The following is a 17,509-nucleotide window of genomic DNA, read 5'->3' as shown; positions in this document are numbered from 1 at the left end:
ACTCGACGAGGACCTCGATGCACGAAACGCCGGAAGAGCTCAAGGAGCTGCAAGCCCTCCTCGACGCCTCTCTCGCCCGCTCCACCCCGCATCTCCGCTCGATCATCGGCGGCGCGAGCACTCTGACCGCCGAGCAGCTCACCCAGGTGCTCACCGGGATGCGGACCCTCGCCCTGTCCACCGTGACGGCGAAGGGCGAGCCGCGGATCAGCGGCGTGGACGGGCACTTCCTGCACGGGAGATGGCATTTCGGCACCGCGCGCGACGCGGCCAAGGCCCGCCATCTCGCGGCCAGGCCCGCCGCCAGCGCCGCGTACCTGCTCGGGGAGGACCTGGGCGTGTTCACCCACGGAGAGGCCGAGATCCTCAACCCCCGTGACGGCGAGCCGGCCGCGGACTGGCCGGACCTGCTCGCCTACTTCAAGGACCACTACGGCCAGGACGCCTTCGACTGGGAGAAGGACGTGGTCTACTTCCGGCTGCGTCCCCACTGGATGACCGTGTACGCCCCCGACTTCGGGAAACTCGTCTCCTGACCCGTCACGGGCGGCCGGCGCGGACCGCCTCGGGGCTCCGGCAGACGAGGCAGAAGCGGTAGAGGTCCACCCGGGTGAGCGTGCCGGCCGGGTTGTAGCGGCGCTTGCAGAAGGCCCGCCAGTTGCCGGTGGCCTCCAGCACCGCGCCCGCCGCCTGGCACTTGAGGCACGCGTTGGGGTTGTTGTACGACGAGTCGAAGTAGTAGTCGCGGGGGATGGAGCCGTCGCTGCAGGCGACCGCCAGCGCGACCGCAGCACTCGTACCCGTACTGGTGCTCGTACTCGCGCTGGCGGCGGCGCTTCCGCCGGTCAGCAGCGTGACGACCGTGCCGAGCACGGCGGCCGCGCCCAGCACGACGACCGGCCGGCGTCCCGTCGATCTTGTGAATGCCATGTCAGCCTCCTCCTGGTGGAATCCCGATTCTCGGTGGAGGCGACAAGGCAGGACAGGGCGGCAGCCGGGCATCGGCCGGACTTATCGCGATTCGCTGCCCCATCCCGGCCGGTCGGCCCCTAGCCTGCCGGGCATGCGCATGCTGCACCTCGGGCTGCGGGTCACCGACCTGGACCGCTCGCTCGCCTTCTACACCGCCGTCGGCTACGCCGAGCTTGGCCGGGTCCCGGAGACGGGGTTCGGCAGCCTGACCATGCTCAAGCTGCCCGGCGACCCGTACGTGAGCCTCGAACTCGTGCACGATCCCGCGAGGCCGGTCAAGGACACCGGCGCCGTCAACCACCTCGTCATCCAGGTGGACGACCTCCACGCCACGATCGCCGGCCTCGCGGCCAAGGGCGTCACGGCCGAGCCGCCGGCGGAGCTGGGCCCGGGGTTCTGGACGTCGTGGCTGACCGACCCCGACGGCTACCGGATCGAGCTGGTCCAGTGGCCGCCCGGCCATCCGCCCGGCATGACGGCGGCGGACTTCGCCTGACGACGCCCGAAGCCGCCGGCCAAGGCCCTCAGGTTGTCGCGTACAAAGGTGCCAGGTCGATGAAGATGCGGTAGTCCGAGATCAGGCCGTCGTCGCGGGTGCGCCAGATCGTCACGGCGGCGGCGCTGACGTCCTTGCCGTCGAGCCGGTGGTAGGTGACCTCGGTCTCGGCGATGCTGTCCGCACCGACCCGCCAGTGCCTGACGATCCGGTGCCGCAGGCCCCCGATGGTGGCGTAGAACGCGCGCAGCCCGTCGGCGACGGCCTCGCGGCCCACCAGCGGCTCGGCGTTGCCGAACACCATCGTGGCGTCCTCGGCCAGCAACTTCGCGAACGCGTCCGGGTCGAACGTGTCGACGGTCTGGAAAAGGTGGCGTACCTCGTCGTCGGACATGCCGATCATCCCCCTGCCGGTAAGGATCGTTGCCTCTACGATGAGCGCCGCCCGGCCGCCGGGCAAGCCATGAATTCGTGCCGGAAAGCGCCTGAACGGGCCTCTTCAAGATCGGTAGAGTGAGCGACTGCCCGCCTCGGACCGGCTCACCGCGAAGGGCACCACGGCACTGTGACGTGACGCGGGCCGTTCGCCGGTGTACACGTTCGTAACTGAGGCGAACTATACACTTGTAGAATGAGCGACCGACCCGCACCCGACCGGCGCAGACGCGACGCCGCCGCCACCCGGCAGGCCATCCTCGACGCGGCGGTCGCCGCCTTCACCCGGCACGGCTACGACGGGGTGGGGGTCCGCGACATCGCCGGGAACGCGGGGGTGACCGCGATGCTCATCAACCGCTACTTCGGGTCGAAGGAGCAACTGTTCGCCGAAGCGGTCGACGTCGCCTTCGCGCCGCGTACCGTCATCACCGGCACGGGCCGGGAACTGGCCGCGAGCACCGCGCGCACGCTGGTGTCACGGACGGCGCCGGCCGCCGAGGAGCTGGGTCCGTTCCTGCTCATGCTCCGGTCGGCCGCCAACCCGCGCGCGGCGGAGATCATGCGCGAGGCGATCGGCCGCCACGCCGGCCGCCACCTCACCGAGGAGCTGTCCGGCGCGGGGGCAGAGGTGCGGGCGGAGCTGATGCTGGCCGTGCAGGCGGGGGTGTGGCTGATGCGCCGCGTCATCGGCACCCCGGCCCTCGCCGAAGCCCACTCCGAAGACCTCGCCCAGCTCGTCACCACCCTCTTCCACTCCCTGAACCCGACCCCGGCCGGCACCGTCCCCCAGGCATGACCGGGCTCAGCCTGACGTCGCGCACCAGGCATGGCTGGTTTGGGACTGACGTCTCCTGCCGGGCGTGGCCGGGCTCGGATGGACGTCGTGCGCCGGACGCGGAGGGGGCGGACTGACGCCGTGTGCCGGGCATGGGCGGACGCGGGCCGGGGTCGCGTGCGGCCTGAACGGTGGGGTTGTCAGGCGGCGGTGATGCCGCCGTCGATCGCGAGGGCGGCGCCGGTGATGAAGCCGGCCTCGTCGCTGAGCAGGAACGCCACGAACGCCGCGACCTCCTCCGGCCGGCCGATCCGCCCGATCGGGTGCATCGCCGCGGCGATCCGCATCGACTCCTCCGGCGTCGGGCCCATGCCCGCCCGCAGCAGCGGGGTGTCGACGCCGCCGGTGACCAGGGCGTTGACCCGTACGCCGGCCGGGGCCGCGTCGAGCGCCGCCGAACGGGTGAGACCGATGACGCCGTGCTTGGCGGCGCTGTAGGAGGCCATCCCAGCCTGCCCGGTCACGCCCAGGATGGAGGCGTTGTTCACGATCGCGCCCCCGCCGCTCGCTCCCAGCGCCGGGATCTGGTGCTTCAGGCCGAAGAAGACGCTGTTGAGGTTGAGCGCGAGGTCCCCCTGCCAGGCGTCGCCGTCGATCTCGGTCACCGCCCCTGCCGCCGTGGCGGCCCCGACGTTGTTGAACACGCCGTCGAGCCGGCCGTACCGTTCGACCGTCTGCCGGACCAGCTCCGCCACCTGCCCTTCCTCGCGTACGTCGGTGGGGACGAAGGTGGCCTCCCGCCCGGCGAGCCGAAGGCCGGCCACCAGCGCCTCTCCCGCTTCCTTGCCACGGGCAGCCAGGACGACCTTGGCCCCCTCATCGGCGAGCCGCTCGGCAGCTGCGCGGCCCATGCCGGAGGTGGCGCCGGTGATCAGGATGACCTTGTCGGTGAAACGCGTGGACATGATGACTCCTCAGTGTTGTCGGGTGACGTCAATGGCCAGGCTCGGGCTCAGAAGATGAGCGCGATGACCGGGATCGGGGTTCAGAAGGTGAGGACGATGCGGCCGCGGACGCCGCCGGCTTCGAGTCGCCGGTGTGCTTCGGCCGCCTCGCTCGCCGGGAGGGTGGCCGCGACACGCGGGGTGAGCACGCCCTGCTCGGCGAGGTCGCGGATCTGGCGCAGTTTGTCCGTCCGGCCCGCGTATTCCGGGACGAACGGCGTCAGCACCGTGACCCGGCCGCCGGCGTTCGGCACCTGGCCGCCGGGCAGCTTCTCGTCACGGAAACGGGCGTAGGTTCCGCCGTCGCGGACGGCGTCGAGCAGACCAGTCCCGACGAGCGCGGTATCGGCGAGGGCGTCCACGCCGTCCGGATACAACGCCCGGATACGAGCGGCAACGCCCGATCCCCCTGGGGCGGGGTCCGTCGCGGGCAGGTCGCGAGCAGCGGCGTCTGTTCTGGTCCGGTCGCGAGGGACGACGTTCGTCGCGCCCAGCTCGCGGACCAGGGCCTCGTCGGCGGGGGCGGCGTCGGCGAGGACCGTCAGGCCCGCGTGTCCGCCGAGTTGCACCAGGTACCCGCCGAGAGCCCCGGCGGCCCCGATCACCGCCAGCACCGAGCCAGGAGCGAGGGCCAGCCGGTCGAGGGCCAGCAGGGCGGTGAGCCCGTTCATCGGCAGGGTCGCCGCCGCCACGTGGTCCAGGCCGGCGGGCGCGGGGACGACCCAGCCGGCCGGCAGCACGACGTGCTCGGCGTAGCCGCCGGCGGCCTGGCCGACCGGGATCACCATCGCCATCATCGGCTCGCCCACGGCGAGGCCGGTCTCGGTTCCCGGGCCGATCTCGTCGATCACGCCGGCGATGTCCATCCCGGGCACGTACGGGCCCGGCACGCCGGCGAGCACGTGAGCGTTAGCGCCGGAGCGCAGCAGCGTGTCCGATGGGTTAACGGCCGCCGCGTGCACCCGCACCCGGACCTCGCCGGGCCCGGCGTGCGGATCCGGCAGATCCATGACCCGAAGCACGTCCGGCCCGCCGAACTCGAAAAGGCCGATGGCTCGCATCATCGCAGCTCCCATACGGTTCTCTTTAGTTACCTGGTACGACATTCGTACCCTCGCACCAAGGGGCAAAAGCGACAAGAGAGCACTTTCAAGTGCGCAGGTATCACCGGGAGAACCGTTCCGGAACGGAACCAGGTACCGTCCGTATACTGGGGGCCATGGCGGAACCGCTCCCGATCCTGGCTGACGACGGCCTGTGCGAAGAAGGCCGCGACCTGATCCGCGGCGTGCTCGAACGCATCGGCGACAAGTGGTCGGTGATCGTCATCTGCCAGCTCGGCGACACCACCCTGCGCTTCAACGAGCTGCGCCGCATGAGCGCCCCCATCACGCAACGCATGCTCAGCGCGACCCTGCGCGGGCTGGAGCGGGACGGCCTGGTGACGCGGACCGTCCACGACACCAAACCCCCGAGGGTCGACTACGCGCTCACCCCGCGCGGAAGCAGCCTGCTCGAAGTCGTCCGCGCCCTGGCCGGCTGGGCGGAGCGCAACGCCACCGGCATCCTGGACTCCAGAACCGCCTTCGACGCCCGGTGACCCGAGGCGACCCGGACGGGTTGTCCGCAGGCCCCAGACGGGAAGGTGGGCCACTACGGGACCGCCATCGCGAACCCGCCGGACATCGGGCCCGGCGCGGGATGAATTCCGGCGGGTATCCCTAGGCGCTGATCGGCATGTCCCCGCGGTTTCGCGGTGGGAGCTCGTGGACAGGAACGACCGGATGGAGAACGTTCCTGCGGTCATGACGGCCGCGTACATCACCGGCCTCGGCCCGGCCGACCGGATCACGATCGGTGAGCTGCCGGTCCCGGCGCCGGGACCGACCGACGTGCTCGTCCGCACGGAAGCGCTGGCCGTCAACCAGGTCGACACGTTCGTCCGCTCGGGCGCCTACCGCACCCACACCCCGTTCCCGTTCGTCATCGGCCGTGACCTGGTCGGCACGGTCGCCGCGCACGGCGCCGGAGTCTCCGCGTTCCGTCCGGGGGAGCGGGTGTGGTGCAACAGCCTCGGCCACGACGGCCGGCAGGGGTCGTTCGCCGAGTACGCGGTGGTGCCCGCCGACAGGCTGTACCGGCTGCCGCCCGACGTGCCGCCGGACCTCGCCGTGAGCACCCTGCACACCGCCGCGACCGCCTGCGTCGGGCTGTTCCGCGAGGGCGGGCTCCGGGCCGGCCGGACCGTCCTCGTCAACGGGGCCGCCGGCGGTGTCGGCAGCGCCGTCGTCCAGGTCGCCGTGGCCGCGGGCGCGAAAGTCGTCGCCACCGCGTCCGCGCGGGACGCCGAATGGTGCCTGGCCCTCGGCGCGAGCGCCGTCGTCGACTACCGCGATCCGCACCTGGCCGAACGGGTCAGGGACGCGGCCCCGGACGGCGTGGACCTCGTCTGGGACAACTCCGGCGTCAACGACCTCGAGAGCACGCTGCCGCTGCTGGTCCAGGGCGGGCGCGTCCTCGTCATGGCGGGGCTGCGCTCGCGGCCGGTGCTGCCGGCGGGCGACCTCTACCCGCGTGACCTGAGCATCCGCGGCTTCGTCATCAGCAACGCCTCGATCGCCGACCTGCGGTCGGCCGCGACGACGATCAACGCCCTGCTCGCCGAAGGGCGGCTCCGGGTCCGGATCGGGGCGAGGCTGCCGCTGTCCGACGCCGCCGAGGCCCACCGCCTCCTGGAGCACCACGGCCCCGACCGGGTCAGGGGACGCGTCGTCGTCCTGCCGTGACGAAGCCGGCGGAAGGGCCTAGACCCGCTGGTCCGGTGGGAAGCCGGTCCAGCGGAGGCCGGCCGGCAGGTGGCCCATGTCGTTGTAGTACAGGACGGAGGCGGGGCGGTCGGGGCTGTAGCGGATGACGGTCAGGGCGGCGTTGGCGTGGTTGAGGCCGAGCCAGCGCCACTCCGGCGCGTCGAGCGCGGCACGGACGAGCCAGCCGATCAGGAAGTTGTGCGTCACGACCAGCTCGTGCCTGGTCCCCTCCGCCACCGGGCCGGTGAACGCGTCCATGGCCCGCGCGGCGAGCTCGTCGCCCCCGTCGGCGGGGAACTGCTCCAGGAAGGCCAGGTAACGGCCGGCGTGCTCCGGCGGCAGCTCGTCCGCGCCGGGACGGTACGGGACGTAGTCCCCGGCGGCCTCGGAAAGCCGCAGCGGCACGTCCGGCAGCTGCTTCCCGATCAGCGCGGCGGTCTCCGCGGCCCGGGGCAGTGGGCCGTGGTGGACGGCGGCGAGGGGGACGTCGCGCAGCCGCTCGCCGAGCAGCGTGGCCTGGCGGCGGCCGTTCTCGGTGAGACCGCTCTCGTCCGGCGTGGCCTCGCCGTGGCGGGTGAGATACAGGTAACGGGTCATGATTGCGTCATTGATAGCAGAAGTCCGGAATCGCTGTCATAGCGGCGGATGAGCGCGCCCGAAAAGCGTTGGCGTCGCCGTCGCCGCGCGGGCTAGCGTGGTCTCGGCCCCCGTGTCAGGAGGGCCGTGACCGGCGGATGGGAGATCCGGGATGACTGCTGAGCTCGTCGCACTCTGCTTCGACGCGAACGACCATGAGGATCTCGCCCGCTTCTGGGCCGGAATGCTGGGCTGGGAGGCGGCCGCCGACCCGCACGACGGCATCACGCTGCTGCCGGCCGACGACACCGGGTTCCGGATCCGGTTCGTGCCGTCCGAGGAGAAGAAGCTCGGCCCGAACCAGATGCACTTCGACCTGACCAGCACGTCCCTGGAGGATCAGGAGCGGAAGGTAGCGAGGGCGCTCGACCTCGGCGGCCGGCACATCGACGTCGGGCAGCGCCCCGACGAGGGCCATGTGGTGCTGGCCGACCCCGAGGGCAACGAGTTCTGCGTCCTCGGCCCGGACAACCAGTTCCTCGCCGACTGCGGCTATGTCGGGGCGCTCGCGAGCGACGGCACGCAGCGGGTCGGCTACTTCTGGAGCGAGGCGCTGGGCTGGCCGCTGGTCTGGGACCAGGACGAGGAGACCGCGATCCGCTCACCGCACGGCGGCCCCAAGATCACCTGGGGCGGTCCGCCGGTGGACCCGAAGCACGGCAAGAACCGGCTGCACTTCGACTTCGTCCCCGCCCCCGGCCAGGACCTTCAGGCCGCAGCCGACCGGCTCGTCGCCCTCGGGGCGACCCGCGTGGACATCGGTCAGGGCGAGGTCGCCTGGGTGGTCATGGCCGACCCCGACGGCAACGAGTTCTGCCTGTACGACCGCCCGCCGGCCTGACCGGCCGGACGCGGCGGCCCGCCGGGCCGTTCCGTCAGCTGGAGCAGCTCCGGGCCCCGGGGACCGGTGCCCTGCCGGGTGAACGCCTCGTATGGGCAGGCGGTCAGCTCGGGGTCGCGCGACTCCCACCCCTGCAGCCACTGGCGCAGGCGCGGGTTGTCCACCTTGAGCGAGCCGTCGGGCAGCAGCCGGCCGACGGTGTTGGCCGGCTCCGACAGCCCCACGGTGCACTTGCCGAGCCGCCCGTCCGCCCGGACCATCAGCGAATTCGCGCGGGCGGCGTAGCACACCTCCTCCGGCTGGAACAGGCTCGCACCCCGCCCGTCCGTCCGGATGATCTCCTCCAGCGCGGCGATCCTCGCGTCCTCGGCGTCGAGCACCTCCATGGACGCGTCGCCGGGGCCGCCGAGCCGCACCACTCGCTTGAGGAACACCAGGAACCGGGGATCGCCGAGGAACGTGTCCCGCACCCGGGTGAGGAACTCCGGCATCACCGCCAGGTTGCCCGGAGTGAGGTGGACCCGCAGCAGCACCCGCACGTCCGCCGAACCGTCGCGGATCGACGACAGGTTCCGCCAGATGCGCTCGAACGTACCCTGGCCGTCAGCCCGTACCCGCGTGTGGTCGTGGTGCTGGGCGGGCCCGTCCAGCGACACCTGGAACCTGCGGATGCCCAGCTCGGCCAGGCGGCGCGCGGCCGGGTCGTCGAGCAGGTAGCCGTTCGTGGTCATGTCGCTGTCGTAACCGAGGCCGGGCCTGCGCCGCCGGGCCTCGCTCGCGTGCGCGGCCACGTCCTCGACGATCGGCCGCGCCAGCATCGGCTCCCCGCCGAACCACGAGATCTGCAGGTGCGCCAGGTCGTCGCGGCGCCGGTCGATGAGGTTCTTCACGCCCTCGACGACCTCGGGACGCATCCGTCCGATGGCGAAGTCCTCGTAACAGTACGTGCACCGGAAGTTGCACTGCTCGGTGGGGAAGAGGATGAGATGGAGCCGGTCGCTGCGGAACGACGCGGCCATCTCCCGATCGAACGCGGAGACGCCCGCCGGCTCGCCCGCGCTCACTTGGGCGCGCAGCCCATCGAGCAGTTGCCGCCGAAGCAGTTGTTGGCGACATGCCCGGGATGTTCCGGATGCGGCGTCAGCTCCGCGTCACCGGCCAGGGCCTGCAGCGCCCGGGCGATCTCCGGATCGGCGATCGTGACCCGGCCCTCGTCGTCGACGCTCACGTCCTTCGCCCGGACGGGCACGGCTGATTCATCGGCCATCGTGCACTCCTGTGTCGTTCCCCGCCGGTCCTGCGCGACGGCTGCGGGGACGGCCGGGTGTGCGTGGTCCGATGGTGGTTGCCTGCGGCTTCGCCGAGCACGTACCCGAAGGGGTCTCCGGCGATAGCAAAGCCACCGCCAAATCGGCGCTCCTGGATAGATCCCGCCCGGCCGGGGTAGCGGGACGGCCGGCGCAGCGGCAGACGGGAGTCACGGATGAGCACCATGGCGGGAGACCGGAAGATGACGATCGTCGACGGATGCATGCCCGGCGACCAGCTCAGCCTGCTCAACGTCAGCGCGGGGATCGCCCGGGTCGAGCTGACGCTCTGCGCGGAGGGCGGGCAGCCGCTGGGGCCGATCCGGCTGGTCATCCCGCCGCAGCGCACCCGCTCCTCCGTCCTGGCCGACCTGGTCGGCGCCGGCGGTCCCGTGCGGGCGCTGCCGCACTCGGTCGTGGTCGTGTCGGACGCCCCCGTCCTCGTCCAGCCGCACCCGGCGGACCGCGATGCCCCGGAGACGGCACAGCAGACGGCACAGCAGACGGCACAGCAGCCGGCGGCCTGACCGCGTCGGCGGCTGAGGGCAGTCTGCAGCAGTTCTTCTGCACAAGGGTTTCGGCACACCACTAGGCTGGGCGGATGTCCACCGACCCGGTCATGCACACGCCTGCGGCGATGAAGGCGCTGGCCAGCCCGCTGCGGCGGGAGATCCTGCGCCAGTTGGCCAACCACGGCCCGGCCACCTCGACCACGCTGGCCAAGGCCATGGGTCAGAACACCGGGACCACCAGCTACCACCTGCGGCTGCTCGCCGACACCGGCTTCGTGACCGAGCTGCGCGAGCGGGCCAAGGGGCGGGAACGCTGGTGGGAGGTGGTCAAGGCCGACCGGCGGCTGCCGGCCCGCGCGGACATGACCGACGCCGAGCAGGACCTCGCCGTGCGGCTGGGCGACTCGCGGCTCGCCGAGGACCTGCGCCTGCTGTCGGCCTTCGTCCGCGACCGGGACGAGGACAGCGACTGGCAGCAGGGCTCGCGCTCCAGCACCTTCATGACCAAGGAGCGGCTGAAGGAGTTCCACGAGGAGTACCTGAAGCTGGTGCGCCGCTTCGGCTCCGACCGCGACAGCGCGCCCGAGGGCGCCCGGATGATCCTGCTGCGCTGGATGGGCTTCCCCGACCCCCGCGGCTCCTGACGACGAGCTGCCGGGTGCGGCGTAAGAGGCGCCGCACCCCCGCTACACCGGCCGGGTCCTCAGGGAGTCTGACGTCATGACTCTCGCATCGGGACGCGTACGCCGGTGTCCTGGGCGACCTCGGCGGCGTGGTCGTAGCCGGCGTCCACGTGCCGGATCACGCCCATGCCCGGGTCGTTGGTGAGCACCCGGCGGATCTTCTCCCCGGCCAGCGCGGTGCCGTCGGCCACGGTCACCTGGCCGGCGTGGATCGAGCGGCCGATGCCGACCCCGCCGCCGTGGTGGATCGACACCCAGGAGGCCCCCGAGGCCACGTTCACCATCGCGTTGAGCAGCGGCCAGTCGGCGATCGCGTCGGAGCCGTCCAGCATGCCCTCGGTCTCCCGGTACGGCGAGGCCACCGACCCGCAGTCCAGGTGGTCGCGGCCGATGACGATCGGAGCCCGCAGCTCACCGCTCGCCACCATGTCGTTGAACCGCTCGCCGGCCCTGTCGCGTTCGCCGTAGCCGAGCCAGCAGATCCGCGCGGGCAGGCCCTGGAAGTGCACCTTCTCGCCGGCCAGGCGGATCCAGCGGGCCAGCTGCTCGTTGCCGGGGAACAGCTCCAGGATCGCTCGGTCGGTGGCGGCGATGTCGGCCGGATCACCCGACAGGGCCGCCCACCGGAACGGGCCCTTGCCCTCGCAGAACAGCGGCCTGATGTACGCGGGCACGAACCCGGGGAAGGCGAAGGCGCGCTCGTACCCCGCCAGCTGAGCCTCGCCCCTGATGGAGTTGCCGTAGTCGAACACCTCCGCCCCCGCGTCCATGAATCCGACCATGGCCTCGACGTGCCGCGCCATCGACGCGCGGGCCCGCTCGGTGAAGCCGGCCGGGTCCTTGTCGCGCTCGAAGGTCATGTCCTCGAACGCCATCCCGGCGGGCAGGTACGCGAGCGGGTCGTGGGCGCTGGTCTGGTCGGTGACGACGTCGATCGGAGCGCCTTCGGCGAGCATGCGCGGCAGCACCTCGGCGGCGTTGCCGAGCAGGCCGATCGACAGCGGGCGCCGGGCGTCCCTGGCCTCGGTGGCCAGCCGCAGCGCGTGCGCCAGGTCGTCGGCGCGCACGTCGAGGTAGCCGTGGTCGAGGCGGCGCTGGATGCGGGACGGGTCGCACTCGACGCAGATCACCACGCCGCCGTTCATCGTGACGGCCAGGGGCTGGGCGCCGCCCATCCCGCCGAGCCCGGCGGTGAGCGTGATCGTCCCGGCCAGCGAGCCGCCGAACCTCTTGGCCGCGACAGCGGCGAACGTCTCGTACGTGCCCTGGAGGATGCCCTGCGTGCCGATGTAGATCCACGAACCGGCCGTCATCTGGCCGTACATGGTCAGCCCGGCGGCCTCGAGGCGCCGGAACTCCTCCCAGTTGGCCCAGTCGCCGACCAGGTTGGAGTTGGCGATCAGCACGCGCGGCGCCCACTCGTGGGTGGTCATGACGCCGACCGGCCGGCCCGACTGCACCAGCATCGTCTCGTCCGCCTTGAGCGTGCGCAGCGTGCGCTCGATCGCGTCGAACGAGCGCCAGTCGCGGGCGGCGCGTCCTGTGCCGCCGTAGACCACCAGCTCGTCGGGATGCTCGGCCACCTCGGGGTCGAGGTTGTTCTGCAGCATCCGCAGCGCGGCCTCCTGCTGCCAGCCGAGAGCCGTCAGCGTGCTGCCGCGGGCGGCTCGGACCGGGCGTGCGCCTTCCATGATGTTCGGTTCCTTTCGTCAGCGGGCCGGTGCGGCCTCGGCGGAGGGGTAGATCATCTCGGCGGGCGGGTTGGCGGTGCGCCTGGCCAAGGGGTAGTAGAGCGCGGCGGTCGCCACCAGCCCGACGATCCACGAGATGTCGGCGCCGCCGAGCAGCTCGGTGACGGGCCCGGTGTAGAGCTTCTGGGCCAGGAACGGGATCTGGATCAGCACGCCGAAGGCGTAGCAGACCAGCGCGGGCACGTTCCAGCGGCCGTAGCGGCCGGACGGGTCGTACAGGGCGGGGATGTCCACCCGCTCCTTGGAGATCCGGTAGTAGTCGGTGAGGTTGATGGCGCTCCACGGCGTGAACACCATGAGCAGCACCAGCACGAAGTTCTTGAAGTTGTTCAGGAAGTCGGCGCTGGCCATGATCGCCACCGCGACCGACACGGCCGTGAAGGCGACGATGTAGAGCGCGCGGGCCACCGGCGAGATGCGCGAGCGGCCGTTGAACGCGGTCACGGTCGTCAGCAGGCACATGAAGCCGCCGTAGGCGTTGAGCGTGTTGACGGTCAGCTTGCCGACCACGATCACGAGGTAGATGAGCAGCGCGACGGCCGCGGGCCCGGCCAGCTCGCCGACGAAACCGACCTGGTCGCCGACGAACGCGTCGCCGGAGACGGCCGCGATCAGCGCGCCCAGCGTCATCGCCCACTGCGAGCCGATCACGCTGCCCGCGAACGTGCTCCAGAACGTGGCCGACTCGGGGGTGCTGCGCGGCAGGTAGCGCGAGTAGTCGGCGACGTACGGGCCGAACGTCAGCTGCCAGGCCGCCCCGAGCCCCACGGCGAGCAGGAACGTCGGCGCCTCGAACGGCTTGACGCCGACGACCGCGCCCACGTCGTACGTGGTGAACACGGCGATCAGCAGGTAGCCGAGGCCGCACACGCCGACCACGGTCGCGATCCTGCCGACGGTGTGGATGAGCCGGTAGCCGGTCACCGCGACGATCACCGTCAGCGCGCCGAAGAGCAGGATGCCGGCGGTCGCGGGCACGTGCAGGATCCGCCCGAGCGCCTGGCCGGCCAGCACGCTGCCGGTCGCGGCGAAGCCCAGGTACATCAGCACGACGAGGACGAGCGGCACGACCGCGCCGAACACGCCGAACTGCGCCCGGCTGGAGATCATCTGGGGCAGGCCGAGCCGCGGGCCCTGGGCGGAGTGCAGCGCCATCACCACGCCGCCCAGCACGTTGCCGATGAGCAGCGCGACGATCGCCCAGAGGGCGTCGGCGCCGAAGACGACGGCGAGCGCGCCGTCCACGATCGCGGTGATCTGCATGTTGGCGCCGAACCAGAGGGTGAACTGGCTGCGCGGCGTGCCGTGCCGTTCGGCGTCGGGGATCACGTCGATCGTCCGGCGCTCCACGGCGGGGGCCGCGCCCGGGGGATGGTCGTGCTGCATGGCGGTCCGCCTCTCGCGCTTCTCGCGCCCTGGGGGATACAGGGGCTGGGGGAAATGTACAGTCCTGTATATACAGCTCGCTACCCTGCGGAGGAAGATAAACTTCCGGCCATCGGCCAGGAGAGCTCCTCCGTCCCGCCGTCCCCGAGCCCGTCCCGCCGTCCCCCGAGCCCTGAGGATCGCCAGGCCATGGTGCCCATCACGGTGGTCGAGTCCGAACTCGCCGCCCAGTTCCAGCAGGTCGGCCCCGCCTCCGCGCCCGCGTACGAACGGGTCAAGACGATCATCGCGACCGGCGTGCGGTCCGGGCGGTGGGCCCACGGCCAGCAGCTCCCGTCGGAGCACCAGCTCGTCGGCGCGCTCGGCCTGTCCCGCATGACGATCAACCGGGCGCTGCGCGAGCTGACCCACGAGGGCCTCGTCGTGCGGCGGGCGGGGGTGGGCACGTTCGTCGCCGCGCCCAAGGCCGCCTCGGCCCTGCTCCAGGTCAGGAACATCGCCGACGACGTACGGCGGCACGGCCACCGGCACCGCACCGAGGTCGTCTACGCACGCGAGGAGCCGTCGGGCGCGGCCGATCCCGAGCTCCGGGCGGCGGCCGGGCCGACCGTGTTCCGCACGCTCATCGTGCACTTCGAGGACGACACCCCCATCCAGCTGGAGGATCGCCTGGTCAACCCGGCCGGCGCGCCCCACTACCTGGAGCGCGACTTCACCCGGCAGACCCCCCACGCCTACTTGAACGAGGTGGCGCCGCTCACCCGTGGCGAGCACATCGTCGAGGCGGTGCTCGCCGACGCCGCCGAGCGCCGGCTGCTGCGCGTCGGCCGCCACGAGCCGTGCCTGCTCGTCCGCCGCCGCACCTGGTCCGGCGACGTGCTGGTGAGCTCGGCCCGTCTCCTCCATCCGGGCTCCCGCCACCGCCTCGAAGGCACCTTCGGCACCGACTGAGCACCCGCCGGGCGGTCAGGGCAGCATGGCCTCGATGAGGTCCGCGGCGCGCGCGGTGCCGCCCTCGGCCTGTGCTTCGGCCCGCAGCCGGGCCGAGCGGCGGGCGACCTCCGGGTCGGTGGTCAGCTCGATCAGCGCGGTCCGCAGCCGCTCGGCCGTGGCGTCCTCGGTGTCGATCCGGCGGGCGATGCCCAGCTCCACCAGCCGGTCGGCGTTCGTGAACTGCTCGGCGCCCTGCGGAACGGCGATCATCGGCACGCCCGCCAGCAGCCCTTCGCCGCACCCGCCCATCCCGGCATGGGTGACGAAGGCGTCGGCCTGCTCCAGGATGGCCCGCTGCGGCACCCAGGGGTGCACCTCGACGTTGGCCGGGATGCCGCCCAGGTCGCCCGCGTCGGTGTACTTCCCGATCTGCAGCACGACGTGCCAGCCGGGCAGGTCGCCGAAGGCCGCCAGGCACCGGCGGTAGAACTCCGGCCGGCGCGTGTACGCCGAGCCCAGCGAGATCAGCAGCACCTTGCCGGCGTCCGCCGGGCGGGTCCAGGAGTCCCCCTCGCCCGACAGGTCGAAACACGGGCCGACGAACGTCACCGTACTGGTGTCGACCTGGTCCGCGTACGGCTGCATCGCCCGGGAGATCAGGGCCAGGGCGCGCTCGGGCCGGCCGGAGAAGGCGTCCACGTCGAGGGTGGTCGCCCCGCAGCCGGCCAGCCAGTCCGCGAACCTCTTCCGGTAGTCGCCGGCGCCCGGCAGCTCCCACAACTGCGCGGCCACGTCCTGCTCGTACCCCTTCCAGGCCACGAACGTCGGGGACAACTGCAGCAGCGGGCGGCCCTGCCGCTCGGCGAGGGCGCGGGCGGCGTAGCCGGCGATGTCGTACAGGTAGAGGTCCGCGGGATCGTCGTCGTAGGCGGCGCGCAACTGCGGCAGGGCCTGGACGGCGTTGTCCAGGAACAGGCTCATCGCGGCGATCGGGTCGTCGGGCCAGAGGTTGTCCGCCACCGGCAGGGTGGAGGTGCAGGTGACCAGCTCGGCGCCGGTGCCGGTGATCAGCTCCGCGACCGCGGGGTCGTTGGCGTAGGTCACCCGGTGGCCGCGGGCCACCAGCTCGCGGATGATCTCCAAGCTGGGCAGGACGTGGCTGACGGCGGGGATGCCGACCATCGAGATGTGGGCACGACGACGTGACACGCGAATCACTCATTTCAGTACTCAAGGTGAAACGTCCATGCTGCACCAGCGCGGACGATCACGCGAAACGCCGGCCGCCGCGTCATGCGGGGTCCTCCGGGGCGCGCGAGCGCCGGATCAGGAAGACGGCGCACCCCACCAGCCCCCAGGCGGCCAGCACCAGGTACGGCAGCACCCGCTGATGGCCGCCGAAGTAGACCGCGGTGTGCTGGGCGTTGACCGAGGCCCCCGGCGGCAGCCAGCGCCCGATGGCCCCCAGCGGCGACGGCAGCAGCGGCCAGGACACCGCCCCGCCCGAGGACGGGTTGCCGAGCAGCACCATCAGCCCCCAGGTGGGCACCATCGCCCAGCGCCCGACGAGGGTGTGGAACATGGCGAACACCATCCCCGAGGCGAACATGGTCAGCGCCAGGATGAACCACGACTCCGGCAGCGGCAGGTTCAGCGCGCCGAGCCCCCAGTCCACGACGGCCACGATGGACAGCGCGCCGAGCGCCGCGTACGCCACGGTGAAGGCGATCTGCTGCCACGCCGACAGTCCCGCGGCGTTGGCGTGGAGCTGAACGGCTCCGATGAACCCGATGACGACCGCCGCGAGCGTGATGTAGAACAGCGCCAGCCCGCGCGGGTCGCCCCGCTGCAGCGGGTTGATGTCGCGCACCGTCAGCCGGACGCCGACCCGGGGCGCGACCTTCGGCGCCGCCTCGGTGAGCAGCAGCGCCACCGACGCGCCCGACGCGCTCGACACGTTCAGCGTGACGTCGTCGCCGCGCACCACGATGATCGCGAAGACGCGCTGCTCCTCGACCGCCTCCCAGGCCTGCTCGTAGGAGCGTTCGAAGGACAGGGCGAGGGAGGCGGCGAGCGCCCGCTCCAGGCCGGCGGCGAAGGCCTTGCCGCGCACGGTCTGATGGCTGACCCCGACCACGGCGACCGGTACGCGGTGCGGGGTCGGGTTGGCCATGGCGTAGGTGTAGGAACCGGCGAAGAGCCCGGCGCCGGCGGAGAGGATCAGCACGATCACGGTCGCGGGCAGGAACGGCGACTCCTTGAAGGCCTCCCATCGGCGGCTGATCCGGTCGTCCATGCGCACACGCTAGGCGCGGGACCACCGGGGCAGCCCGATGACACGCGTCCCTGCCGCAGGCTTGGTCTCGTGATGACGGACAGTTGTTTCATTCGATACCGTATCGAGTGAAAGGATGCTGGTAGGGTGGGTTCATGAGCGCCGACCTACCTTCCGCGGCACCGCCGCGGGCGACCGACCGGCCGGGTGACGCCTCGCCCTTCGCCCTCGGTCTGCTGCTGCGCCAGGCCCACTGGCGGGCGGCCGCGGTGATGACGGAGGCGCTGCGGCCGCTCGGCATCGAGCTGCGCCACTTCGCCGTGCTGATCGTGCTGTCCGATCGTGGGCCGACGGTGCAGCGGGACCTGGCGGCGGCGACGGGGTCGGACAAGGCCGGGATCATGCGGGTCGTGGACGACCTGGAGCGTAAGGGACTGGCCGTGCGCAAGGCCGTGCCGGGAGACCGGCGGGTGCGCGCGGTGGAGATCACGCCGAGCGGCGTCGAGCTGTTCGACGCGGCGCACGTCGCGGCGGAGCCGATGGCCGAGCGCCTGGTGGCGGGCCTCGGGCCCGGAGAGGCCGAGCAGTTGCGGGATCTGCTGACCAGGTTCGCCTATCCCGCGGACGGGTAGGCAGGAAGGATCCGCCGCCCGTCCCCCCGATGAATAGTGCATACCGTCACGGAAGTGCGGG

At 72.0% G+C, this 17,509-nt stretch carries 21 protein-coding genes; 10 read left to right on the top strand and 11 right to left on the bottom strand.

The window, feature by feature from the left end; translation table 11 throughout:
* Positions 1 to 17 precede the first annotated feature (17 nt).
* On the top strand, positions 18 to 536 hold the full coding sequence (locus OIE67_RS22645) for a pyridoxamine 5'-phosphate oxidase family protein (RefSeq protein ID WP_326643464.1): 519 nt from the start codon (positions 18 to 20) through the stop codon (positions 534 to 536).
* A 4-nt stretch (positions 537 to 540) separates the two neighbouring features.
* Here OIE67_RS22645 and OIE67_RS22640 read toward each other — a convergent pair whose 3' ends face one another.
* A complete protein-coding gene (locus OIE67_RS22640) occupies positions 541 to 930 on the bottom strand; it encodes a hypothetical protein (RefSeq protein WP_326643462.1) in 390 nt (129 codons plus the stop codon).
* A 133-nt stretch (positions 931 to 1,063) separates the two neighbouring features.
* Here OIE67_RS22640 and OIE67_RS22635 point away from each other — a divergent pair, with 133 nt between their 5' ends.
* Positions 1,064 to 1,468 carry a VOC family protein gene (locus OIE67_RS22635; RefSeq protein WP_326643460.1) on the top strand — a complete coding sequence of 135 codons (405 nt, stop codon included), beginning with the start codon at positions 1,064 to 1,066 and terminating at the stop codon, positions 1,466 to 1,468.
* Positions 1,469 to 1,496: 28 nt separating this feature from the next.
* On the opposite strand, the gene OIE67_RS22630 is transcribed toward OIE67_RS22635, so the two are convergent.
* Positions 1,497 to 1,862, bottom strand: a complete 366-nt coding sequence (locus OIE67_RS22630) for a nuclear transport factor 2 family protein (RefSeq protein ID WP_326643458.1) — start codon at positions 1,860 to 1,862, stop codon at positions 1,497 to 1,499.
* 237 nt (positions 1,863 to 2,099) lie between these two features.
* Between OIE67_RS22630 and OIE67_RS22625 the strand changes: the two genes are divergently transcribed.
* A complete protein-coding gene (locus tag OIE67_RS22625) occupies positions 2,100 to 2,702 on the top strand; it encodes a TetR/AcrR family transcriptional regulator (protein WP_326643456.1) in 603 nt (200 codons plus the stop codon).
* 179 nt (positions 2,703 to 2,881) lie between these two features.
* Here the strand turns inward: OIE67_RS22625 and OIE67_RS22620 are convergent, their stop codons facing one another.
* Together OIE67_RS22620 and OIE67_RS22615 are read right to left on the bottom strand one after the other, a co-directional pair.
* Positions 2,882 to 3,646 carry an SDR family NAD(P)-dependent oxidoreductase gene (locus tag OIE67_RS22620; protein WP_326643454.1) on the bottom strand — a complete coding sequence of 255 codons (765 nt, stop codon included), beginning with the start codon at positions 3,644 to 3,646 and terminating at the stop codon, positions 2,882 to 2,884.
* 80 nt (positions 3,647 to 3,726) lie between these two features.
* Positions 3,727 to 4,749, bottom strand: a complete 1,023-nt coding sequence (locus OIE67_RS22615; protein ID WP_326643452.1) for a quinone oxidoreductase family protein — start codon at positions 4,747 to 4,749, stop codon at positions 3,727 to 3,729.
* 155 nt (positions 4,750 to 4,904) lie between these two features.
* Between OIE67_RS22615 and OIE67_RS22610 the strand changes: the two genes are divergently transcribed.
* Positions 4,905 to 5,285: a winged helix-turn-helix transcriptional regulator gene (locus tag OIE67_RS22610; RefSeq protein ID WP_106237981.1), complete on the top strand. Its 381-nt coding sequence runs from the start codon at positions 4,905 to 4,907 to the stop codon at positions 5,283 to 5,285.
* 184 nt (positions 5,286 to 5,469) lie between these two features.
* Positions 5,470 to 6,471 carry an NADPH:quinone reductase gene (locus OIE67_RS22605; RefSeq protein ID WP_326643449.1) on the top strand — a complete coding sequence of 334 codons (1,002 nt, stop codon included), beginning with the start codon at positions 5,470 to 5,472 and terminating at the stop codon, positions 6,469 to 6,471.
* Between the two features lie 18 nt (positions 6,472 to 6,489).
* Here the strand turns inward: OIE67_RS22605 and OIE67_RS22600 are convergent, their stop codons facing one another.
* On the bottom strand, positions 6,490 to 7,089 hold the full coding sequence (locus OIE67_RS22600; RefSeq protein WP_326643447.1) for a histidine phosphatase family protein: 600 nt from the start codon (positions 7,087 to 7,089) through the stop codon (positions 6,490 to 6,492).
* Between the two features lie 151 nt (positions 7,090 to 7,240).
* Between OIE67_RS22600 and OIE67_RS22595 the strand changes: the two genes are divergently transcribed.
* On the top strand, positions 7,241 to 7,969 hold the full coding sequence (locus OIE67_RS22595) for a VOC family protein (RefSeq protein ID WP_326643445.1): 729 nt from the start codon (positions 7,241 to 7,243) through the stop codon (positions 7,967 to 7,969).
* Here OIE67_RS22595 and OIE67_RS22590 read toward each other — a convergent pair.
* Positions 7,891 to 9,033, bottom strand: coding sequence for a radical SAM protein (locus OIE67_RS22590; RefSeq protein ID WP_326643443.1), 1,143 nt, complete (start codon positions 9,031 to 9,033; stop codon positions 7,891 to 7,893). The two genes, OIE67_RS22595 and OIE67_RS22590, sit on opposite strands and share 79 nt — an antisense overlap.
* Entirely contained in the window at positions 9,030 to 9,236 is a 207-nt protein-coding gene (locus OIE67_RS22585; protein ID WP_326643441.1) for a hypothetical protein, read from the bottom strand. Before OIE67_RS22585 ends, OIE67_RS22590 begins: the two co-directional genes overlap by 4 nt.
* A 216-nt stretch (positions 9,237 to 9,452) precedes the next feature.
* Here OIE67_RS22585 and OIE67_RS22580 point away from each other — a divergent pair, with 216 nt between their 5' ends.
* Positions 9,453 to 9,803, top strand: a complete 351-nt coding sequence (locus OIE67_RS22580) for a sensory rhodopsin transducer (protein WP_326643439.1) — start codon at positions 9,453 to 9,455, stop codon at positions 9,801 to 9,803.
* A 74-nt stretch (positions 9,804 to 9,877) separates the two neighbouring features.
* Complete coding sequence (locus tag OIE67_RS22575) at positions 9,878 to 10,432, top strand: ArsR/SmtB family transcription factor (protein ID WP_219911746.1); 555 nt, start codon at positions 9,878 to 9,880, stop codon at positions 10,430 to 10,432.
* Positions 10,433 to 10,506: 74 nt separating this feature from the next.
* Here the strand turns inward: OIE67_RS22575 and hutU are convergent, their stop codons facing one another.
* Positions 10,507 to 12,162, bottom strand: a complete 1,656-nt coding sequence (hutU, locus tag OIE67_RS22570; protein WP_326643435.1) for a urocanate hydratase — start codon at positions 12,160 to 12,162, stop codon at positions 10,507 to 10,509.
* Between the two features lie 18 nt (positions 12,163 to 12,180).
* Complete coding sequence (locus OIE67_RS22565; protein ID WP_326643433.1) at positions 12,181 to 13,608, bottom strand: purine-cytosine permease family protein; 1,428 nt, start codon at positions 13,606 to 13,608, stop codon at positions 12,181 to 12,183.
* 189 nt (positions 13,609 to 13,797) lie between these two features.
* On the opposite strand from OIE67_RS22565, the gene hutC reads away from it, so the two are divergent.
* Entirely contained in the window at positions 13,798 to 14,559 is a 762-nt protein-coding gene (hutC, locus tag OIE67_RS22560; protein WP_326643431.1) for a histidine utilization repressor, read from the top strand.
* Between the two features lie 15 nt (positions 14,560 to 14,574).
* Here hutC and OIE67_RS22555 read toward each other — a convergent pair whose 3' ends face one another.
* Together OIE67_RS22555 and OIE67_RS22550 are read right to left on the bottom strand one after the other, a co-directional pair.
* Complete coding sequence (locus tag OIE67_RS22555; RefSeq protein WP_326645433.1) at positions 14,575 to 15,723, bottom strand: macrolide family glycosyltransferase; 1,149 nt, start codon at positions 15,721 to 15,723, stop codon at positions 14,575 to 14,577.
* 109 nt (positions 15,724 to 15,832) lie between these two features.
* Positions 15,833 to 16,837, bottom strand: a complete 1,005-nt coding sequence (locus OIE67_RS22550) for an ABC transporter permease (RefSeq protein ID WP_326643429.1) — start codon at positions 16,835 to 16,837, stop codon at positions 15,833 to 15,835.
* Between the two features lie 134 nt (positions 16,838 to 16,971).
* Between OIE67_RS22550 and OIE67_RS22545 the strand changes: the two genes are divergently transcribed.
* Positions 16,972 to 17,448 carry a MarR family winged helix-turn-helix transcriptional regulator gene (locus tag OIE67_RS22545; protein ID WP_326643427.1) on the top strand — a complete coding sequence of 159 codons (477 nt, stop codon included), beginning with the start codon at positions 16,972 to 16,974 and terminating at the stop codon, positions 17,446 to 17,448.
* Positions 17,449 to 17,509: the final 61 nt, after the last annotated feature.

Source organism: Nonomuraea fuscirosea (genome assembly GCF_035917475.1).
Taxonomy (GTDB): Bacteria; Actinomycetota; Actinomycetes; order Streptosporangiales; family Streptosporangiaceae; genus Nonomuraea; species Nonomuraea fuscirosea.
This window is presented reverse-complemented; position numbering and strand designations above follow the sequence as displayed.

Excerpts from the sequence above, each read along its gene's own strand:
- OIE67_RS22620 (WP_326643454.1), bottom strand. The coding sequence starts at position 3,646 with ATGTCCACGCGTTTCACCGACAAGGTCATCCTGATCACCGGCGCCACC.
- OIE67_RS22575 (WP_219911746.1), top strand. The coding sequence starts at position 9,878 with ATGTCCACCGACCCGGTCATGCACACGCCTGCGGCGATGAAGGCGCTG.
- OIE67_RS22555 (WP_326645433.1), bottom strand. The coding sequence starts at position 15,723 with ATGGTCGGCATCCCCGCCGTCAGCCACGTCCTGCCCAGCTTGGAGATC.
- hutC (WP_326643431.1), top strand. The coding sequence starts at position 13,798 with ATGGTGCCCATCACGGTGGTCGAGTCCGAACTCGCCGCCCAGTTCCAG.
- OIE67_RS22605 (WP_326643449.1), top strand. The coding sequence starts at position 5,470 with ATGGAGAACGTTCCTGCGGTCATGACGGCCGCGTACATCACCGGCCTC.
- OIE67_RS22580 (WP_326643439.1), top strand. The coding sequence starts at position 9,453 with ATGAGCACCATGGCGGGAGACCGGAAGATGACGATCGTCGACGGATGC.
- OIE67_RS22610 (WP_106237981.1), top strand. The coding sequence starts at position 4,905 with ATGGCGGAACCGCTCCCGATCCTGGCTGACGACGGCCTGTGCGAAGAA.
- OIE67_RS22640 (WP_326643462.1), bottom strand. The coding sequence starts at position 930 with ATGGCATTCACAAGATCGACGGGACGCCGGCCGGTCGTCGTGCTGGGC.
- OIE67_RS22550 (WP_326643429.1), bottom strand. The coding sequence starts at position 16,837 with ATGGACGACCGGATCAGCCGCCGATGGGAGGCCTTCAAGGAGTCGCCG.
- OIE67_RS22615 (WP_326643452.1), bottom strand. The coding sequence starts at position 4,749 with ATGATGCGAGCCATCGGCCTTTTCGAGTTCGGCGGGCCGGACGTGCTT.
- OIE67_RS22595 (WP_326643445.1), top strand. The coding sequence starts at position 7,241 with ATGACTGCTGAGCTCGTCGCACTCTGCTTCGACGCGAACGACCATGAG.
- OIE67_RS22625 (WP_326643456.1), top strand. The coding sequence starts at position 2,100 with ATGAGCGACCGACCCGCACCCGACCGGCGCAGACGCGACGCCGCCGCC.
- OIE67_RS22600 (WP_326643447.1), bottom strand. The coding sequence starts at position 7,089 with ATGACCCGTTACCTGTATCTCACCCGCCACGGCGAGGCCACGCCGGAC.
- OIE67_RS22565 (WP_326643433.1), bottom strand. The coding sequence starts at position 13,608 with ATGCAGCACGACCATCCCCCGGGCGCGGCCCCCGCCGTGGAGCGCCGG.
- OIE67_RS22645 (WP_326643464.1), top strand. The coding sequence starts at position 18 with ATGCACGAAACGCCGGAAGAGCTCAAGGAGCTGCAAGCCCTCCTCGAC.
- OIE67_RS22635 (WP_326643460.1), top strand. The coding sequence starts at position 1,064 with ATGCGCATGCTGCACCTCGGGCTGCGGGTCACCGACCTGGACCGCTCG.
- OIE67_RS22545 (WP_326643427.1), top strand. The coding sequence starts at position 16,972 with ATGAGCGCCGACCTACCTTCCGCGGCACCGCCGCGGGCGACCGACCGG.
- OIE67_RS22585 (WP_326643441.1), bottom strand. The coding sequence starts at position 9,236 with ATGGCCGATGAATCAGCCGTGCCCGTCCGGGCGAAGGACGTGAGCGTC.
- OIE67_RS22630 (WP_326643458.1), bottom strand. The coding sequence starts at position 1,862 with ATGTCCGACGACGAGGTACGCCACCTTTTCCAGACCGTCGACACGTTC.
- hutU (WP_326643435.1), bottom strand. The coding sequence starts at position 12,162 with ATGGAAGGCGCACGCCCGGTCCGAGCCGCCCGCGGCAGCACGCTGACG.